Consider the following 14,846-nt stretch of genomic DNA (forward strand, 5'->3'; position numbering starts at 1 on the left):
TCCTATGCGCGTGCCGATCAGCGATCACCCGAACGAGAGTGATGCGCGCGAAAATTCGAGCGGCAGCCGTGCCACGCGGTTTGGGAATCGCTTCTCACCTGTCGTCCCGGTCCCGGAACGGGGCCCCGCAGCCCCGAAACCACCCCCTGACCAGCGCCTTACAGGCGACAAGACAGGTGACAGGCGACAGGTGACACGACAGGCGACAGACAGGCCCAACCGCCCAGGAGAACACCTTGGCCAACCGCAGCACCCCGGCCGACACCCGACCCACCGTGGTTGCCCTGCCCGCCCGCTTCCTCACCCCCGAGGACATCGCCGCGATGTTCGGTGTCCCGCTGGAGACCGTGCACCAGTGGCGCCGCAAGCGCACCGGCCCGCCCGCCTTCCGTGTCGGCCGGCACCTTCGCTACCACCCCGAAGCCGTCGCCCAGTGGGTCGCCGACCAGACCCACCAGGCCGCCTGAACCACCGCCCGGCCCTGCTTCTGACGGCCCTGACACGTCTGACGCGTCAGACGACCGTGACGCCGAACGGGCCGATTTCCCCAGGTAACACGTGCGCGCGAGGGGTGTCTGACGCGTCTGACGCCCATTTCTGACGGCTCTGACACCCCTCCGGCGCCTGGCCTGACGCCTCCCTCCATCACGTCCACGCCCCAACCCCAAGGAGCGGCCTCATGGCCGGACACATCCAAGACCGCTGGTACAAGACCGAGCCTGGCCCGGACGGCAAGCCCCGCCGCGTCCGCACCGACCGCTACGGCACCGGCAAGCGGTACCGGGCCCGCTATGTCGCCCCGGACGGCACCGAGAAGAGCAAGAGCTTCCCCGACCGCCAGAAGCGGCAGGCGGAGGAGTGGCTGGCCCGGATCGAGGCCGACATGTCGCGCGGGCAGTACCTCGACCCGACGGCGGCGAAGACCACGTTCCAGGAGTTCGCCGAGCACTGGCTCAGGAGCCAGACCAGCGACCCCAACACGCAGGCCTCGATGCAGTCGCAGCTCCGGCGGCACGCCTTCCCGCGGATTGGGGCCCGGCCGCTCAGCTCGTTCCAGCCCAGCCACATCCGGGAGTTCGTGGCCGAGCTGGAGACCTCCGGCGTGTCGGGGTCGTACGCCCGGGTCATCTTCTCCAACGTCCGGGCCGTCCTGAGCGCGGCCGTGGACGACGGCATCCTGCTCCGGAACCCGTGCGTCGCCCGGACCGTGCGCCCGCCCGTGGTCGGGGCTCGGCGGGTCGTCCCCTGGGAGCCGGAGCGGGTCTTCGCCGTCCGGGAAGCCATGACCGAGCGCTACCGGGCCACGGTGGACGTCGGCGCCGGCTGCGGGCTGCGGGCTGCGACAGGGCGAGATCCTCGGCCTGGCCGTGGACGCGCTGGACTTCGACGCCAGCACGATGCACGTCACCCAGCAGCTCAAGCTGAGCCGGAGCAAGCCGGTGTTCGCGCCGCCGAAGGGCGGGACGCTGCGGAGCGTACCGCTCCCCCGGCCGGTGGCCGACGCGCTCAAGGCCCACATGGAGCGGTTCCCGCCGGTGGAGATCACGCTGCCCTGGATGAAGGTGGGCGGGCCGCCCGTCACCAAGCAACTGATCTTCACCAGCACGTCGGACCACATCGTCTGGCGCGGCATGCTCAACGAGGACTACTGGAAGCCCGCGCTGGCCGCCGCCGGGGTCATCCCGAAGCCGGGCAAGGGCGAGGGCTACGCGTCCGCCCGGGAGCACGGCATGCACGCCCTCCGGCACTTCTTCGCCTCGGTCCTGCTGGACGCCGGGGAGAGCATCAAGGCCGTCAGCGAGTACCTGGGGCACGCCGATCCGGGCCTGACGCTGCGGGTGTACGCCCACCTGATGCCGGACAGCCGGCACCGGGCCCGGAAGGCCATGGAAGGGGTCTTCGGGGTCCAAGATCACGAAGGCTGACGGCCCACAGACGGCCCGGGAATGACGACGGCCCCTCACCAGCGCCAAAAGCGCAGGTGAGGGGCCGTTTGGCTGTCAGGGTTACTTCTTGCCCTGGTTCTTGACCGCCTCGATGGCGGCGGCAGCGGCGTCGGCGTCCAGGTAGCGGCCGCCGGCGACGACCGGCTTGAAGTCGGCGTCGAGCTCGTAGACCAGCGGGATGCCGGTCGGGATGTTCAGGCCCGCGATGTCGGCGTCGGAGATGCCGTCGAGGTGCTTGACCAGCGCGCGCAGGCTGTTGCCGTGGGCGGTGACCAGAACGGTCTTGCCGGCGGCGAGGTCCGGGACGATGGCGTCGTACCAGTACGGGAGCATCCGCTCGACGACGTCCTTCAGGCACTCGGTGCGCGGACGCAGCTCGCTCGGGATCTCGGCGTAGCGGGCGTCACCGGCCTGCGAGTACTCGTTGTCGTCGGCCAGGACCGGCGGCGGGGTGTCGTAGGAGCGGCGCCACAGCTGGAACTGCTCCTCGCCGAACTCGGCCAGGGTCTGGGCCTTGTCCTTGCCCTGCAGCGCGCCGTAGTGCCGCTCGTTCAGGCGCCAGCTGCGGCTGACCGGGATCCAGTGGCGGTCGGCCTTGTCCAGGGCGATCTGCGAGGTGCGGATGGCGCGACGCAGCAGCGAGGTGTGCACCACGTCGGGGAGCAGACCCTCGGCGGACAGGAGCTCGCCGCCGCGGGCGGCCTCCTTCTCGCCCTTCTCGTTGAGGTCGACGTCGACCCAACCGGTGAACAGGTTCTTCTGGTTCCACTGGCTCTCGCCGTGACGGAGCAGGATGAGTCGGTACGTCGTGTCAGCCATGGCCCCCAGCTTAGTGGAGGGCCGGAAAACCCCTGGTGGGGACCTTGGCCCGGTGGGTAATGTGTGCGCCGCACATCTGCTGCTTACATGCGTCGGCTGACCGGGCCTGCCCGCGCCGCTCAGCGGACGCCTGCCCTCGGGAGCCCCCACATGCTCGTCAGCCTGGTCAGCAACCCCCGGATCCGAAGAGTGGTGCGGGAGACGGTGGGCGGGTTGCCACGGCAGTTCTGGTGGCTCTGGGTGAGCACACTGGTGAACCGGCTCGGATCCTTCGTCGTCACGTTCCTGGCGCTCTATCTGACCGCCGAGCGCGGGTACTCACCCTCCTACGCGGGCCTGGTGGCCTCGCTGTTCGGCCTCGGCTCGGCGATCTCGGCGGTCGGCGCGGGCGTGCTGACCGACCGGATCGGACGCCGGCCGACGCTGGTCGCCGCCCAGCTCGGCACCGCGGTGTCGACCGCCGTGCTCGGCTTCGTGGACGGCCAGGTGGCGATCGCCGCGGTGGCCTTCCTGGTGGGCCTGTGCAACAACGCGACCCGGCCGCCCACCTCGGCGATCATCGCGGACCTCGTCCCGGCCGAGGACCGGGTCCGGGCGTACTCGCTGAACTACTGGGCGATCAACATCGGCTTCGGCCTCTCCGCCGCCGCGGCCGGTCTGATCGCCACCCACGGCTACCTCACACTCTTCCTGCTGGACGCGCTCACCACCCTGGTCTGCGCGGTGGTGATCTTCGTCCGGATCCCGGAGACCAAGCCGCAGGCCTCGCCCGAGCACCCGGCCGACGCCGCCGAGCCGAAGACCAGCCTGCTCGCGGTGCTCCGGGACGCCCCGTTCATGGCGCTGGTCGGGCTGACCCTGCTGGTCGCCCTGCTCTTCCAGCAGGGCTCCACCACGCTGGCCGTGGACATGGGCGCCTCGGGCATCACGCCCACCGAGTACGGGCTGGTCATCGGCCTGAACGGGCTGCTGATCGTGGTGCTGCAGATCCCGCTCACCCGGTGGATGGAGGGCCGCTCGCGGACGGGACTGCTGATTTCCAGCTGCCTGCTCACCGGCTGGGGCTTCGGGCTGGCCGCACTGGCCGGCTCCTCGGCATGGCTGTTCGCGCTCTCGGTGGGCGTCTGGACCGTCGGAGAGATCCTCCACACCCCGGTGATGATGGGCCTGATCGCCGAGCTGGCGCCCACCCACGCGCGCGGCCGCTACCAGGGCGTCTACTCGCTGTCCTGGTCGCTCGCCTCGCTGCTCGGCCCGGCGGGCGGCGGGCTGCTGCTGCAGTACGCCGGGCCGGCCGCGCTCTGGCTGGCCTGCGGGGCGGTCGGCACGGTGGCGGCGCTCGGGTACGTGGCGCTGGCCCGCCGGACGGGTGCGGCCGGGCGCCGCACCGGGGCCGTGACCGAGGTGGCGGCGCCCGCGGCGGCGCCCGCAGCGGAGGTCGAGAAGGCTCCGGCAGGCGCCTGAGGGCCTGGCGCGTCCTGTGGATCTCGCCGGATCAGGACCCGGCGGGGATCCGCAGGACACGCCCGAGGTCAGTCGGCCTTCGGGCCGGTCAGGTGGGCGAAGGCGGCCAGGTTGCGGGTGGACTCCCCGCGCTTGGTCCGCCACTCCCACTCGCGCCGGATCGCCGAGGCGAAGCCCAGCTCCAGCAGGGTGTTGAAGGGCTCGTCGGCGTTCTCCAGCACCGTCCCGAGCAGCCGGTCCACGGCCTGCGGGGTGAGCGCCTCCAGCGGCAGGCGGCCGGCCAGGTAGACGTCGCCGAGCTGGTCGACGGCGTACGCGACGCCGTACATCCGGGTGTTGCGCTCCAGCAGCCAGCGGTAGACGGCCTCGTGGTTCTCGTCCGGGCGGCGGATCACGAAGGCGTTCACCGACAGGGTGTGGTCGCCGACCCGCAGGGCGCAGGTGGTGGACAGCTTGCGGGTGCCCGGGAGGGTCGCCACCAGCGTGTACGGGTCGGCGGCGGCCGGCTCCCAGGCCACCCCGGCGTCGTCCAGGGCGGTGCGCAGGAGGGTCAGGGCCTCGTCCTTGGTGCGGATTGCCATGGGGGTGACGTTACTCGCCAGTACCCGTGAAGCGCAGCCCGTGGAGCGCGGCCCGCAGGGCGCAGCCGCCGCGCGCACCGAACGCCCCGATGTCAGGCCGGGCGGCGGCGGGCCCCGGCCAGGCGGCCGGCCGGGCGGGCCAGGCTGCCGGCGTACACCTCGGCGGTGGTCGCCGCGGCGGTGTCCCAGCCGAAGGCGCCCGCGTGCCGGGCCGCCGCCGCGCCGCGCCGGGCCACCAGCGCCCGGTCGGTCACGTACGGCTCCAGCGCGCTGGCCCACTGCAGCGGGTCGTGGCCGTTCACCAGGGATCCGGAGTCGCCGTCCCGCACCGCGACCGGCAGGCCGCCGACCGCGGCCGCCACCACCGGGGTGCCGCAGGCCTGCGCCTCCAGCGCGACCAGCCCGAAGGACTCGCTGTACGAGGGCATCACCAGGGCCGTCGCCGCGCGGTACCAGTCCGCGAGGCTCGCCTGGCCGACCGGCGGGTGGAAGCGCACCACATCGCCGATGCCCAGCTGGGCGGCCAGCTTGTGCAGGCTCTCCGGACGGGCCAGCCCGGTGCCGGACGGGCCGCCGACCACCGGCACCACCAGGCGCTCACGCAGCTCCGGACGGCGCTCCAGCAGCGCGGCGACCGCCCGCAGCAGCACGTCCGGCGCCTTCAGCGGCTGGATCCGCCCGGCGAACAGCAGCACGGCCGCGTCCTGCGGCAGGCCCAGCCGGGCCCGGGCGTCGGCCGCGGCCGACGGGCCGCCGGGGCGGAAGACGTCCAGGTTCACCCCGGGGTGGACGACGGCCAGCTGGTCCGGCCGGGCGCCGTAGTGCAGCGCCAGCTCGGCGGCCTCCTCGGTGGTGTTGGCGATCAGCCGGTCGGCGGCCTCGACCACCTGGGTCTCGCCGATCACCCGGGCCGCGGGCTCGGGCGTGTCACCCTCGGCCAGCGCGGCGTTCTTCACCTTCGCCATGGTGTGCATGGTGTGCACCAGCGGCACCCCCCAGCGCTGCGCGGCCAGCCAGCCGACCTGCCCGGAGAGCCAGTAGTGCGAGTGCACCAGGTCGTAGTGGCCGGGGCGGTGGCCGGCCTCGGTACGCAGCACCCCGTGGGTGAAGGCGCACAACTGGGCCGGCAGGTCCTCCTTGACCAGGCCCTCGTACGGCCCGGCGGTGACGTGCCGCACCAGCACGCCCGGGGCCAGCTCGACGGTCGGCGCGTCGTCCGAACAGATCGACCGGGTGAACACCTCGACCTCGATGTTGAGCTCGGCCAGGCGCTTGGCCAGCTCGACGATGTAGACGTTCATCCCGCCGGCGTCCCCGGTGCCGGGCTGGTGCAGCGGCGAGGTGTGCACGCTCAGCATGGCTATTCGGCGCGGACGGCGGCGGCCCGGGACGAGCGACTGGAGCCGGCCGCGCGCGGGCGCGGCGGACTGGGCACGGCGTACCGAACGGACGGGGTGCTGGATCACCTGGCTGAAGCCTCCTCGTGTGCGGCCCGTCTCGGCGGTCCGCGTGGCGGGCCGCCGCATGTCCGGTGTGCGCTGCCCCGTCCGGGCACACATCACCACCAGTGTGCCAACCACGAGGCGGTCGTCCGGCATTCCCGGTCCGGGCAGTGAGCTGTCAGGGACCGGCCGGCGCCCCCGGCCGGGCCGACATCCGCCCAGGTCGCGGCACGGGCCGACTACCCTTCTGGACATGGCTGCCTCCTTCGACCCCGCGACCACCGCGCCCGCCCGCGGGCGGACCGGCCGTCCGGTGGGGACCGTCACCCGGGGCACCACCAACACCAACCGGCTGCGCCGGATGGACCGCTGGATCGCGCACACCCTGGGCCGTACGCTGCGCGCCGCCGAGCGGCCGCCGGTGGCGGTCGACCTCGGCTACGGCGCGGCGCCCTGGACGGCCGTGGAGCTGGCCGGGCGGCTGCGCACGGTGCGGCCGGACGTCCGGGTGGTCGGGATCGAGATCGAGCCGGAGCGGGTCGCGGCCGCGCTGCCGTACGCCGAGGCGCCGCTGCTCACCTTCCGGCGCGGCGGCTTCGAGGTGCCGCTGGACGGCGGCGCGCCGGCCCAGCTGATCCGGGCGGCCAACGTGCTGCGGCAGTACGAGGAGTCGGCGGTGGCCGGGGTGTGGGAGCGGCTGTGCGCCCGGCTCGCCCCGGACGGGCTGCTGGTCGAGGGCACCTGCGACGAGATCGGACGGCGACACGTCTGGGTCGCGCTCGGCCCGGAGGGGCCCCGGACGGTGACCTTCGCGGCCCGGCTGGGCGGCCTGGAACAGCCCTCCGACCTGGCCGAACGGCTGCCGAAGGCGCTGATCCACCACAACGTGCCGGGGCGGCCGGTGCACGCCTTCCTGGCCGACTTCGACCGGGCCTGGGCGGCGGCCGCGCCGTACGGGGCGTTCGGGGCGCGGCAGCGCTGGGTGGCGGCGTGCACGGCGCTGGCGGGCAGCTGGCCGCTGGTGGACGCGCGCGGGCGGTGGCGGCAGGGCGAGGTCACGGTGCCCTGGACGGCGCTCGCGCCGTAGCGGGCGGCCGGGGCACGGGCACCGGCGCAGATCAGAGCGACGGGGCACCGTAAGATCATCTCCGCTTACGGGGTGCTCGAACGATCGAGGACCCGTTGTACGGGGGGTCCAGGGGTGGAGACGAACGAGCGGAACAACAAGGCGGTCATCGCGGCGGGGGCCGTGATCGTCGTGGCCTGTGGCGCCGTGGCTGCCCTGGCCGGGACGGGCGCCCTCAAGCCCCACCGGGCGGACGCCACCTGCGCGCCGTCCTCGGCGGACCTCCCGGCGGACTACGCGGCGTTCTGCGCCGCGCTCAACCGCTCCGACCTGCCGACGCTGCTCGGCACGCCGGACGACCGGGTCTCGACCGCCGGGCCCGGCCCCTTCAAGGAGCAGAAGGAGACCATGGCGGAGGTGCGCCTCCAGGACACCGTCGTCAACCTCTCGGAGAGCCCTGTCTCGGCCTGGTCGATGGGCGACTGGACGTCCTTCGGCGCCACCCGGGTCACCGTCCTCGGCCACCCCGCGGTGACCACCTGGGGCCGGACGATGACGCTGTTCGCGCCGGGCGGGAAGAGCAGCCAGGACGGCCCCACCACGCGGAACCTCGTCATCGCGAAGAACGCCAAGGACCCGGGCGGCCGGGCCTTCGAGATCACCGTCTTCCGCCAGGACGGCAAGAACGTCGACGACGCGGTCGTGCAGCGGGTCGCCGAGGCCGTGGTCCCGAACCTCCCGGGCTGGGTCGCGGCCCCGTAGGACCGTACGGCCGCCCGGTCGGACAGGCGACGCGCGCCCTTCGCGCCATTCACCCGAACGAATTATCGAATATCTCTAGCATGTTGACGCCTCGCCACGTCACGATGGAGGCCATCGGGCGACGACATCACACGCCGCTCAGTGCCCACCACGCCCAGCCGCGCACAGCCGTCAGCCACCCTGGCCGAGCAGCACCCCCAGGGCCTGTTCGAACACCTCGTACATCTCCTCCCCGAACAGCACGAACCGCACCTCCGCCAGCTCCGCGCCCGCCCGCACGTCACCGCCGTCCAGCACCTCGGCGACGGTGCCGAGCGCGATCCGGGCCGCGTCCGCCGGCGGCCAGCCGAAGATCCCGGCCGACACCGCCGGGAAAGCCACCGTGCCCGCTCCCAACTCCGCCGCCACGCGCAGCGACTCGCGATAACAGGAGGCCAGCAGCTCAGCCCGCGCTTCGTACTCCTCCGCCAGATACACCGGCCCGACGGTGTGCACCACCCACCGGGCCGGCAGCCGTCCGGCCGTGGTCGCCACCGCGCGCCCGGTGGGCAGCCCCTTGCCCCAGTGCGAGGCCCGCAGCCGACGGCACTCCTCCAGGATCTGCGGTCCGCCCTTGCGGTGGATCGCACCGTCCACCCCGCCGCCGCCCAGCAGGGACGAGTTGGCGGCGTTCACCACCGCGTCCACTCGCTGTTCCGTGATGTCACCCTCGACCAGGGTGATCCGCATCACCATCACCTGCCCCCTTTCCCGAGCCCGCCCGGCAGCCGCCGGAACGGGATCCGAGCCGTCATCCGAGTCTGATCACCACACCGCCACCGGCGTGGCAATAACCACAACGGCGCCGGTCGGCCGAAGAAATCCCCGGAGATCACGTTATGGTCGCGAGAAGTTCCCCGACGCGAGGTGCCAGGCGGGCACCGCGGACGGACGCCGGCCGTTACGCAGTCGGGGAAAGGGAGGAACCACCGATGCCCGCAACGGGAGACGGGCGGGCACCTGGTGCCGCGGACCTGCCGGGCGCCCATGACGGCGCCCCCGTCGGCCATGCCCGTAAGCGCCCGGCAACGACCGGCCCGGCGACGGCAGCTCCCCCGATGCCTCACCCCCGGTCACAGCCGGTCCGGACCGCGCACGGCGGGCGGCACCCGTCACACCTGGCCGAGGTGGGAAACGTTCCGGCACCGGGTGACGGGCCCGCCGACGGCGGTGCCGCACCGCTGCGGCTGCTGGTCATCGAGGATGACGCCTCGGACGCCCAGCTGATCAAGGCCGCGGTCGCCGACAGCGGCACCTCGATCGAGATCCACTGGGCCCGCGGCCTCGACCAGGCCACCCGACTGCTGGCCCAGGCCGCCACCGCCGCCCGGCGCGGGCGCACCCGCAGTCCCGAATTCGGCTGCGTGCTGCTCGACCTGGCCTCCCCGGCCGACCTGCCCCACCCGTCCGACGCCTCGGACGGTCTGGAGGGCCTGCACGAGCTGCTCCGGCGCGCCCCGCACATCCCCGTCGTGGTGCTCACCGACGCCGCCGGGGCCGAACTCGGCGCGGCCGCCGTCGCCGCCGGCGCCCAGGACTTCCTGCTCAAGCACGACACGGACGGCCCGCTGCTGGCCCGCGCCCTGCGCTACGCCGTCGAACGCAAGCGCGCCGACGAGTCCCAGCGCCGCCTGGTCGAGGCCGAGCTGCGCGGCCAGGAGAACGCCCGCCTCCAGCGCCACCTGCTGCCCACCCCGCTGCTGGACGGCGCCGGGCTCTCCTTCACCCGGCGCTACCGCCCCGGGCGGCGCCGCGCCCTGCTCGGCGGCGACTTCTACGACGCCGTGCGCACCGACGACGGCACCGTCCACGTCGTGATCGGCGACGTCTGCGGCCACGGCCCGGACGAGGCCGCGCTCGGCGTCGCGCTCCGGATAGCGTGGCGCACCCTGGTCTTCGCCGGCCTCACCGGCGAAACCCTGCTCACCACCCTCCAGCACGTGCTGGAGCACGAGCGGCGCAGCGACGAGATCTTCGCGACGCTCTGCATGCTGGTCATCGAGCCCGGCGGCGCCGACACCGGCCTCGACTCGCTCGGCACCGGCGAGCGGGCCCGGCTCTACCTCGCCGGACACCCGGCGCCGCTGCTGCTCGGCCGCGACCACGCCCCCGTCTCCCTGCCCGCCGACCTCGCCGGGCCCGCGCTCGGACTGCTGCCCTGCCACGACGGGCAGGCCGCCTGGCCCGCGCACGAGCTCGAACTCCTGCCCGGCTGGCGGCTGTTGCTCTACACCGACGGACTGATCGAGGGCCGGGTCGGGGCCGGGTCGCGCCGCCTCGGCCAGGACGGGCTGACCGACCTGATCGCCGACCACCAGTCCGCGGGGCTGACCCGGGGGCGGCTGGTCGACAGCGCGATCGCCGAGGTGGAGGAGCTGAACGGCGGCGCGCTGACCGACGACGTCGCGGTGCTGCTGCTGGAGCGCAATCCGGTGCAGTTGATCCTCGGCTGAGGGGTTCCGCGCCGGGAGTCCGCGCCGAGGGGTTCCGCGCCGAGGGGTTCCGCGCTGGGCGGTGCCTCCAGGAAACGCCGCAGCCCGGGCGGGTGAGATCCCGCCCGGGCTGCGGCGTTGTCGTCGGCCTACCAGGGGCCGTACGGGCCGGTGTTGCTCCGGCCGCCACGGCCGCTGCCGCCGGTCAGCGCCCGGATCGCCGGGCGGACGTCCACCACGTAGACGATCGAGGCGACCAGGCCGACCAGGGTGCCGATGCTGCCGAGGAAGTTCGCCCCGAACAGCAGGTCCCAACCGAAGCTGATCCCGAGGATGGCCAGCCAGAACCCCTTGGTCTTCTTGTCCGCCGCTCGGTAGGCGTCCTCCCGGCGGGTGGCCGCGTCGAGCAGCGCGAAGAACTTGTAGCCCAGGATGGCCACGGCCATCCACCAGAACGGGTTCAGGTAGGAAAAGGCCAGGATCTGGAACACTCCGGTCATCGCGATCTCCTACGTCTCTCGGCTTGCCACGCCCCGGCCGCCGCCCATCCTGGCACGGCGACCGCCCGCAATGCTGTCAACGTCCGGCCGTCACCGGATGTGCCCGTGGCCGCGGGCCCCGATCACTCCGTGCTGTCGGGAGCGCCCTTCCGGACCTTGGCGGACTTCTTCGGCGTGGCGGCGGGGGCACCGTCCTCGACCAGTTCGGCGGTCCCGGTGGTGTCGATCGTGTCGATGGTGTCGGTGGTGTCGTCCTGCGGGCGGGCCTTGTCGACCACGACCTTGCCGCGCTCGGCCAGCTCGTCGTACGTCTCCTTGGCCTTCACCGCCAACTCGACCGCGCGGGCCACCTGCTGGAGGGCGAAACCCTGGGCCCGCTCCTGCAGCGCCTTCAGGTCGGCGGGGAAGGTGGTGACGGCCTCGGTGACCTTGGCGGGCGCCCCGGTCAGCAGCTCCTGCGCCTCGTGCAGCTTGGCGGTCGCCTTCTCCTGCGCGGTCTTGCGGTCCGCCGCCAGCGCCTCGACCTTGCCCGGCACCTCGCGCAGCTTCTCGTAGGCGAAGTCCCCTGCGCCGGCCAGGGCGTACAGCGGGGTCGGGTCGGTGAGAGTCTTCTTGATGTCGTCAGTGATCGGCATGGTTACCGGTCCTCCCGGTGGGTGTTCTGGATGGCTGCGCCGTCGGTCGTGGGACCGGAGGCCGATGCGGCGTTCTCCTTGAGGAAGGCGTCGTAGACCGCGAGCAGCGCTTGCTTCTGCTGCTCGTTGATCAGCGGATCGGCCAGGATCGAGGCCCGCAGCTCCAGCCCCTCACCCCGCCGTTCCTCCAGGATCCCGGCCTGGACGTAGAGCGTCTCCGCCGAGATCCGCAGCGCCTTCGCGATCTGCTGCAGGATCTCCGCGCTCGGCTTGCGCAACCCTCGCTCGATCTGGCTCAGGTACGGGTTGGACACGCCGGCGGCCTCCGCCAGTTGGCGCAGCGAGTACTGCGCGCTGCGGCGCTGCTCGCGGATGTACTCGCCCAGGGAGGCGACGTTGAGTGAGGCCATGTAGACAGGGTGCGGCAGGGTGCTTGCAATTGCAAGCAGGGTGCTAGCGGGGGCAAGCGGGGGGTGTCTGTTGGTGGGGGGCTTTCGGGAGGGTGGGTGGCCGGGGGCGCGTCCCTCTCGCTAGAGGGAGGTACGGGGTGGGTGGGGGGTTGCTGCGGGTGGGTTGGTGCGGGTGTGGGGGGGGTTGGTGGGTGGTTAGGCCAGGTGGGGGAGGAGGAGGGCGGTGAGGTGGTGGGGGGTGCGCAGGGGGAGGTAGTGGTCGGCGTCGGGGAGCAGGTGGTGGTGGGCGAGGGTGAAGTCCAGGGCGGTCTCGCCACCCATGCTCAGGCCGACCAGGGCGGCGCGGTCGAGGCCGAAGTGGTCCAGGACGGCGCGCAGGTCCTCGACGTCGTCGAAGGTCCGCTCCGGGGGCGTGGACCGGCCGAGGCCGCAGGCGTCGTAGCGGATCACGTCGTGGTGGCGGGACAGTTCGGGGACGACGGCGTCCCACAGCCGGGAGTCCATGCCGGAGCCGTGCAGCAGCACCACCGGGGTGCCGGCGCCGCGGCGTTCGGCCCACAGGTGGCCGCCGTCGGGGGTCTGGACTTCGGAGTCGGTGCTCATGCGGAGGATCCTTGCAGAGCCGCTTCAGGAGCAGGGTTCGTGTGGGGCAGCGTCGACGGCGGCGGGTTGCGGGCGAGGACCGCGGGCGCGCACCGGCCTTCGGTCCGGCCACATCACGGGTGCGTCCAGGGGCCGGGGGTCACGCGGCGTCGGGGAGCCGGACGGGCATCAGGACGGAGAAGGTGCCCGCCCGGCCCGGGGTGCGGATGGCGAGCGGGGCGATCGGGCCGCCGAGTTCCAGCAGGAGCTGCTCGGGGTGGCCGGCGCGGAGGGCGTCGAGGAGGAAGTCGCGGTTGACGGCGACCTGGACGTCCCCAGCCGCGGGGGTGGTGGCGACGGTGAGGCGGCCGTCCTGGGTGAGGGTCAGGACGGTGACGGCGCAGTCGGTGCCCTGGGGGCCGGAGGGGAGGGTGCGGGTGGCGCCGGTCTCGACGGCGGCGCGCAGGTCGGCGGCGGGCAGGGTGATCCGGTGCTGCGGGTCGAGCCGGGTGAGGACGCGGTGGTCGGGGTAGTCGAAGTCGAGCGCGGCGCCCTCGATGCGGTGGCCGCCCGTCTCGGCGCGGAAGGTGCCGGTGCCCAGGGTGAGCGTGACCTCGGCCGGGGCGGTGGGGAGCAGGGCGCGCAGGGCGTCCGCCAGCGGGGTCGGGACGATGGTGCCGGCGGTCGGCTGCTCGGGTGCGCCGGTGGCGGGGACCTCGGCGAGGGCCAGCCGGTAGCGGTCGGTGGCGACCAGGCGCAGCACCGGGCCGTCCGGTTCGAACAGCACTCCGGCGAGGGAGGGCAGTTCCGGGTCGCCGCAGACCGCGAAGCGGACCGCGTCCAGAGCGGCGGCCAGGCCGTCCGCGGGGACGGTGAGGCGGGTCTCGGCGGGGGTGGTGGTCATCGGCTGCTCCCTCTGGTCGATCATCGTGCGGATCAGGGAGAGCTCGCGGCGGGCGTCGGCCAGGCCGTCCTCCAGTCGGCGCAGGTGCGCGTCGAGGACGCGTCGGGCCTCGCCGCTGCCGGGGTCGGCGCCGAGCACGGCGCGGATGGCCGCCAGCGGCAGGCCGACCCGGCGCAGCCGGGCCAGCAGCCGGGCGTCGGCGAGTTGGGCGGGCCGGTACCAGCGGTAGCCGGTGTGCGGGTCGACCCAGGCGGGGCTGAGCACCTCGGCGCCGTCGTAGTAGCGCAGGGTGCCGACGCCCAGGCCGCTGTTGCGGGCCAGCTCGCCGATGCTGTGCAGCTCGCTCTCCATGCCGATGACTCTCCGGGCTCGACCTGGTCGAGGGTCAAGCGAGGTGGGCGAGCTTCTGCGGGTTGCGGACGGCGTGGATCGCGGAGATCAGCGGCTCGCCGCCCGGTCCCCGGGTGAAGTCGAAGACCGAGACGGAGTCGACGGCGCCGTGCACGGTGATCAGCACTCCGGGCTCGCCGTTGACCAGCACCGGGCGGGCGGCCGCGCCCTCGCCCAGCTTGTGGAGCAGGCCGAGGATGAAGCGGGCGACCTTCTCGGCTCCGGTGATCGGCCGCAGCGCGGCGGTGATCACGCCGCCGCCGTCGTTCCAGGAGGTGACGTCGGGGGCGAGCAGTTCGAGCATCCGGTTGAGGTCGCCGCCGACGCAGGCGGCGAGGAACTCGTCGGTGGCCCGGCGGCGCAGCTCCGGCGGGGCGTCGTAGCGGGGGCGGCGGGCGCGCACGTGGGCCCGGGCCCGGCTGCCGACCTGGCGGCAGGCGGCCTCGGTGCGGTCCAGGGCCTCGGCGATCTCCGGGTAGGAGAAGCCGAAGGCCTCCTTGAGAACGAACACCGCCCGTTCCAGCGGGGACAGGCTCTCCAGCACCACCAGCAGGGCGACCGAGACGGCCTCGGCGCGCTCGACGCCGTCGGTCGCGTCCGGCTCGGTGACCAGCGGCTCGGGCAGCCAGGGGCCGACGTAGGACTCGCGGCGGACGGCGGCCGAGTCGAGCCGGTTGAGGGCGAGGTTGGTGACCGTGCGGGCCAGGTAGCCGCCCGGGCTGGCGACCGGGCCGGCGACCTGGCTCCAGCGCAGCCAGGTGTCCTGGACCAGGTCCTCGGCGTCGGCGACGCTGCCGAGCATCCGGTAGGCGATGCCGAAGACCATCCGCCGGTGCTCTTCGAAGTCGGCCAGACGGCTCTCTGAAGTGTCGGT

General features: G+C 73.5%; 15 protein-coding genes and 1 pseudogene. 6 read left to right on the forward strand and 10 right to left on the reverse strand.

The annotated features are described in order from the left end of the window. Positions 1-236 precede the first annotated feature (236 nt). Both ACGF12_RS11260 and ACGF12_RS11265 read left to right on the forward strand, forming a co-directional pair. The gene (locus ACGF12_RS11260; protein ID WP_393028041.1) at positions 237-467 is read left to right on the forward strand and encodes a helix-turn-helix domain-containing protein; all 231 of its coding nucleotides are present in this window, start codon (positions 237-239) and stop codon (positions 465-467) included. Between the two features lie 212 nt (positions 468-679). Next, positions 680-1,925 (forward strand): annotated as a pseudogene (locus ACGF12_RS11265) (tyrosine-type recombinase/integrase). A gap of 81 nt (positions 1,926-2,006) precedes the next feature. Here the strand turns inward: ACGF12_RS11265 and ACGF12_RS11270 are convergent. Then, on the reverse strand, positions 2,007-2,765 hold the full coding sequence (locus ACGF12_RS11270) for a phosphoglyceromutase (RefSeq protein WP_387631476.1): 759 nt from the start codon (positions 2,763-2,765) through the stop codon (positions 2,007-2,009). A 150-nt stretch (positions 2,766-2,915) separates the two neighbouring features. Here ACGF12_RS11270 and ACGF12_RS11275 point away from each other — a divergent pair, with 150 nt between their 5' ends. Continuing rightward, a complete protein-coding gene (locus tag ACGF12_RS11275) occupies positions 2,916-4,229 on the forward strand; it encodes an MDR family MFS transporter (RefSeq protein ID WP_393028042.1) in 1,314 nt (437 codons plus the stop codon). 68 nt (positions 4,230-4,297) lie between these two features. On the opposite strand, the gene ACGF12_RS11280 is transcribed toward ACGF12_RS11275, so the two are convergent. Together ACGF12_RS11280 and mshA are read right to left on the reverse strand one after the other, a co-directional pair. Continuing rightward, the gene (locus ACGF12_RS11280; protein ID WP_393028043.1) at positions 4,298-4,810 is read right to left on the reverse strand and encodes a YbjN domain-containing protein; all 513 of its coding nucleotides are present in this window, start codon (positions 4,808-4,810) and stop codon (positions 4,298-4,300) included. 92 nt (positions 4,811-4,902) lie between these two features. Further along, positions 4,903-6,276: a D-inositol-3-phosphate glycosyltransferase gene (gene mshA, locus ACGF12_RS11285; RefSeq protein ID WP_393028044.1), complete on the reverse strand. Its 1,374-nt coding sequence runs from the start codon at positions 6,274-6,276 to the stop codon at positions 4,903-4,905. Positions 6,277-6,505: 229 nt separating this feature from the next. Here mshA and ACGF12_RS11290 point away from each other — a divergent pair, with 229 nt between their 5' ends. Continuing rightward, positions 6,506-7,339 carry a class I SAM-dependent methyltransferase gene (locus ACGF12_RS11290; RefSeq protein WP_393028045.1) on the forward strand — a complete coding sequence of 278 codons (834 nt, stop codon included), beginning with the start codon at positions 6,506-6,508 and terminating at the stop codon, positions 7,337-7,339. Between the two features lie 114 nt (positions 7,340-7,453). Further along, positions 7,454-8,080 carry a DUF6215 domain-containing protein gene (locus ACGF12_RS11295; RefSeq protein WP_393028046.1) on the forward strand — a complete coding sequence of 209 codons (627 nt, stop codon included), beginning with the start codon at positions 7,454-7,456 and terminating at the stop codon, positions 8,078-8,080. Positions 8,081-8,251: 171 nt separating this feature from the next. On the opposite strand, the gene ACGF12_RS11300 is transcribed toward ACGF12_RS11295, so the two are convergent. Continuing rightward, positions 8,252-8,815, reverse strand: coding sequence for an O-acetyl-ADP-ribose deacetylase (locus tag ACGF12_RS11300; RefSeq protein ID WP_393028047.1), 564 nt, complete (start codon positions 8,813-8,815; stop codon positions 8,252-8,254). Between the two features lie 362 nt (positions 8,816-9,177). Between ACGF12_RS11300 and ACGF12_RS11305 the strand changes: the two genes are divergently transcribed. Then, the gene (locus ACGF12_RS11305; protein WP_393028048.1) at positions 9,178-10,572 is read left to right on the forward strand and encodes a PP2C family protein-serine/threonine phosphatase; all 1,395 of its coding nucleotides are present in this window, start codon (positions 9,178-9,180) and stop codon (positions 10,570-10,572) included. A gap of 128 nt (positions 10,573-10,700) precedes the next feature. Here ACGF12_RS11305 and ACGF12_RS11310 read toward each other — a convergent pair whose 3' ends face one another. The 6 genes from ACGF12_RS11310 to sigJ form a co-directional block, all read right to left on the reverse strand. Then, positions 10,701-11,051, reverse strand: coding sequence for a DUF2516 family protein (locus ACGF12_RS11310; RefSeq protein ID WP_393028049.1), 351 nt, complete (start codon positions 11,049-11,051; stop codon positions 10,701-10,703). Between the two features lie 122 nt (positions 11,052-11,173). After that, on the reverse strand, positions 11,174-11,686 hold the full coding sequence (locus ACGF12_RS11315) for a hypothetical protein (protein ID WP_393028050.1): 513 nt from the start codon (positions 11,684-11,686) through the stop codon (positions 11,174-11,176). A 2-nt stretch (positions 11,687-11,688) separates the two neighbouring features. Further along, the gene (locus tag ACGF12_RS11320) at positions 11,689-12,096 is read right to left on the reverse strand and encodes a helix-turn-helix domain-containing protein (protein ID WP_387619696.1); all 408 of its coding nucleotides are present in this window, start codon (positions 12,094-12,096) and stop codon (positions 11,689-11,691) included. Positions 12,097-12,291: 195 nt separating this feature from the next. Then, positions 12,292-12,699 (reverse strand): alpha/beta fold hydrolase, encoded by a 408-nt coding sequence (locus ACGF12_RS11325; RefSeq protein ID WP_393028051.1) that lies wholly within the window; start codon positions 12,697-12,699, stop codon positions 12,292-12,294. A gap of 139 nt (positions 12,700-12,838) precedes the next feature. Next, positions 12,839-13,933: a MerR family transcriptional regulator gene (locus ACGF12_RS11330; protein WP_393028052.1), complete on the reverse strand. Its 1,095-nt coding sequence runs from the start codon at positions 13,931-13,933 to the stop codon at positions 12,839-12,841. A gap of 34 nt (positions 13,934-13,967) precedes the next feature. Further along, positions 13,968-14,798, reverse strand: coding sequence for an RNA polymerase sigma factor SigJ (sigJ, locus tag ACGF12_RS11335; RefSeq protein WP_393028141.1), 831 nt, complete (start codon positions 14,796-14,798; stop codon positions 13,968-13,970). Positions 14,799-14,846 lie beyond the last annotated feature (48 nt).

The organism is Kitasatospora sp. NPDC048296 (assembly GCF_043201815.1).
In the GTDB taxonomy this organism is placed as follows: domain Bacteria; phylum Actinomycetota; class Actinomycetes; order Streptomycetales; family Streptomycetaceae; genus Kitasatospora.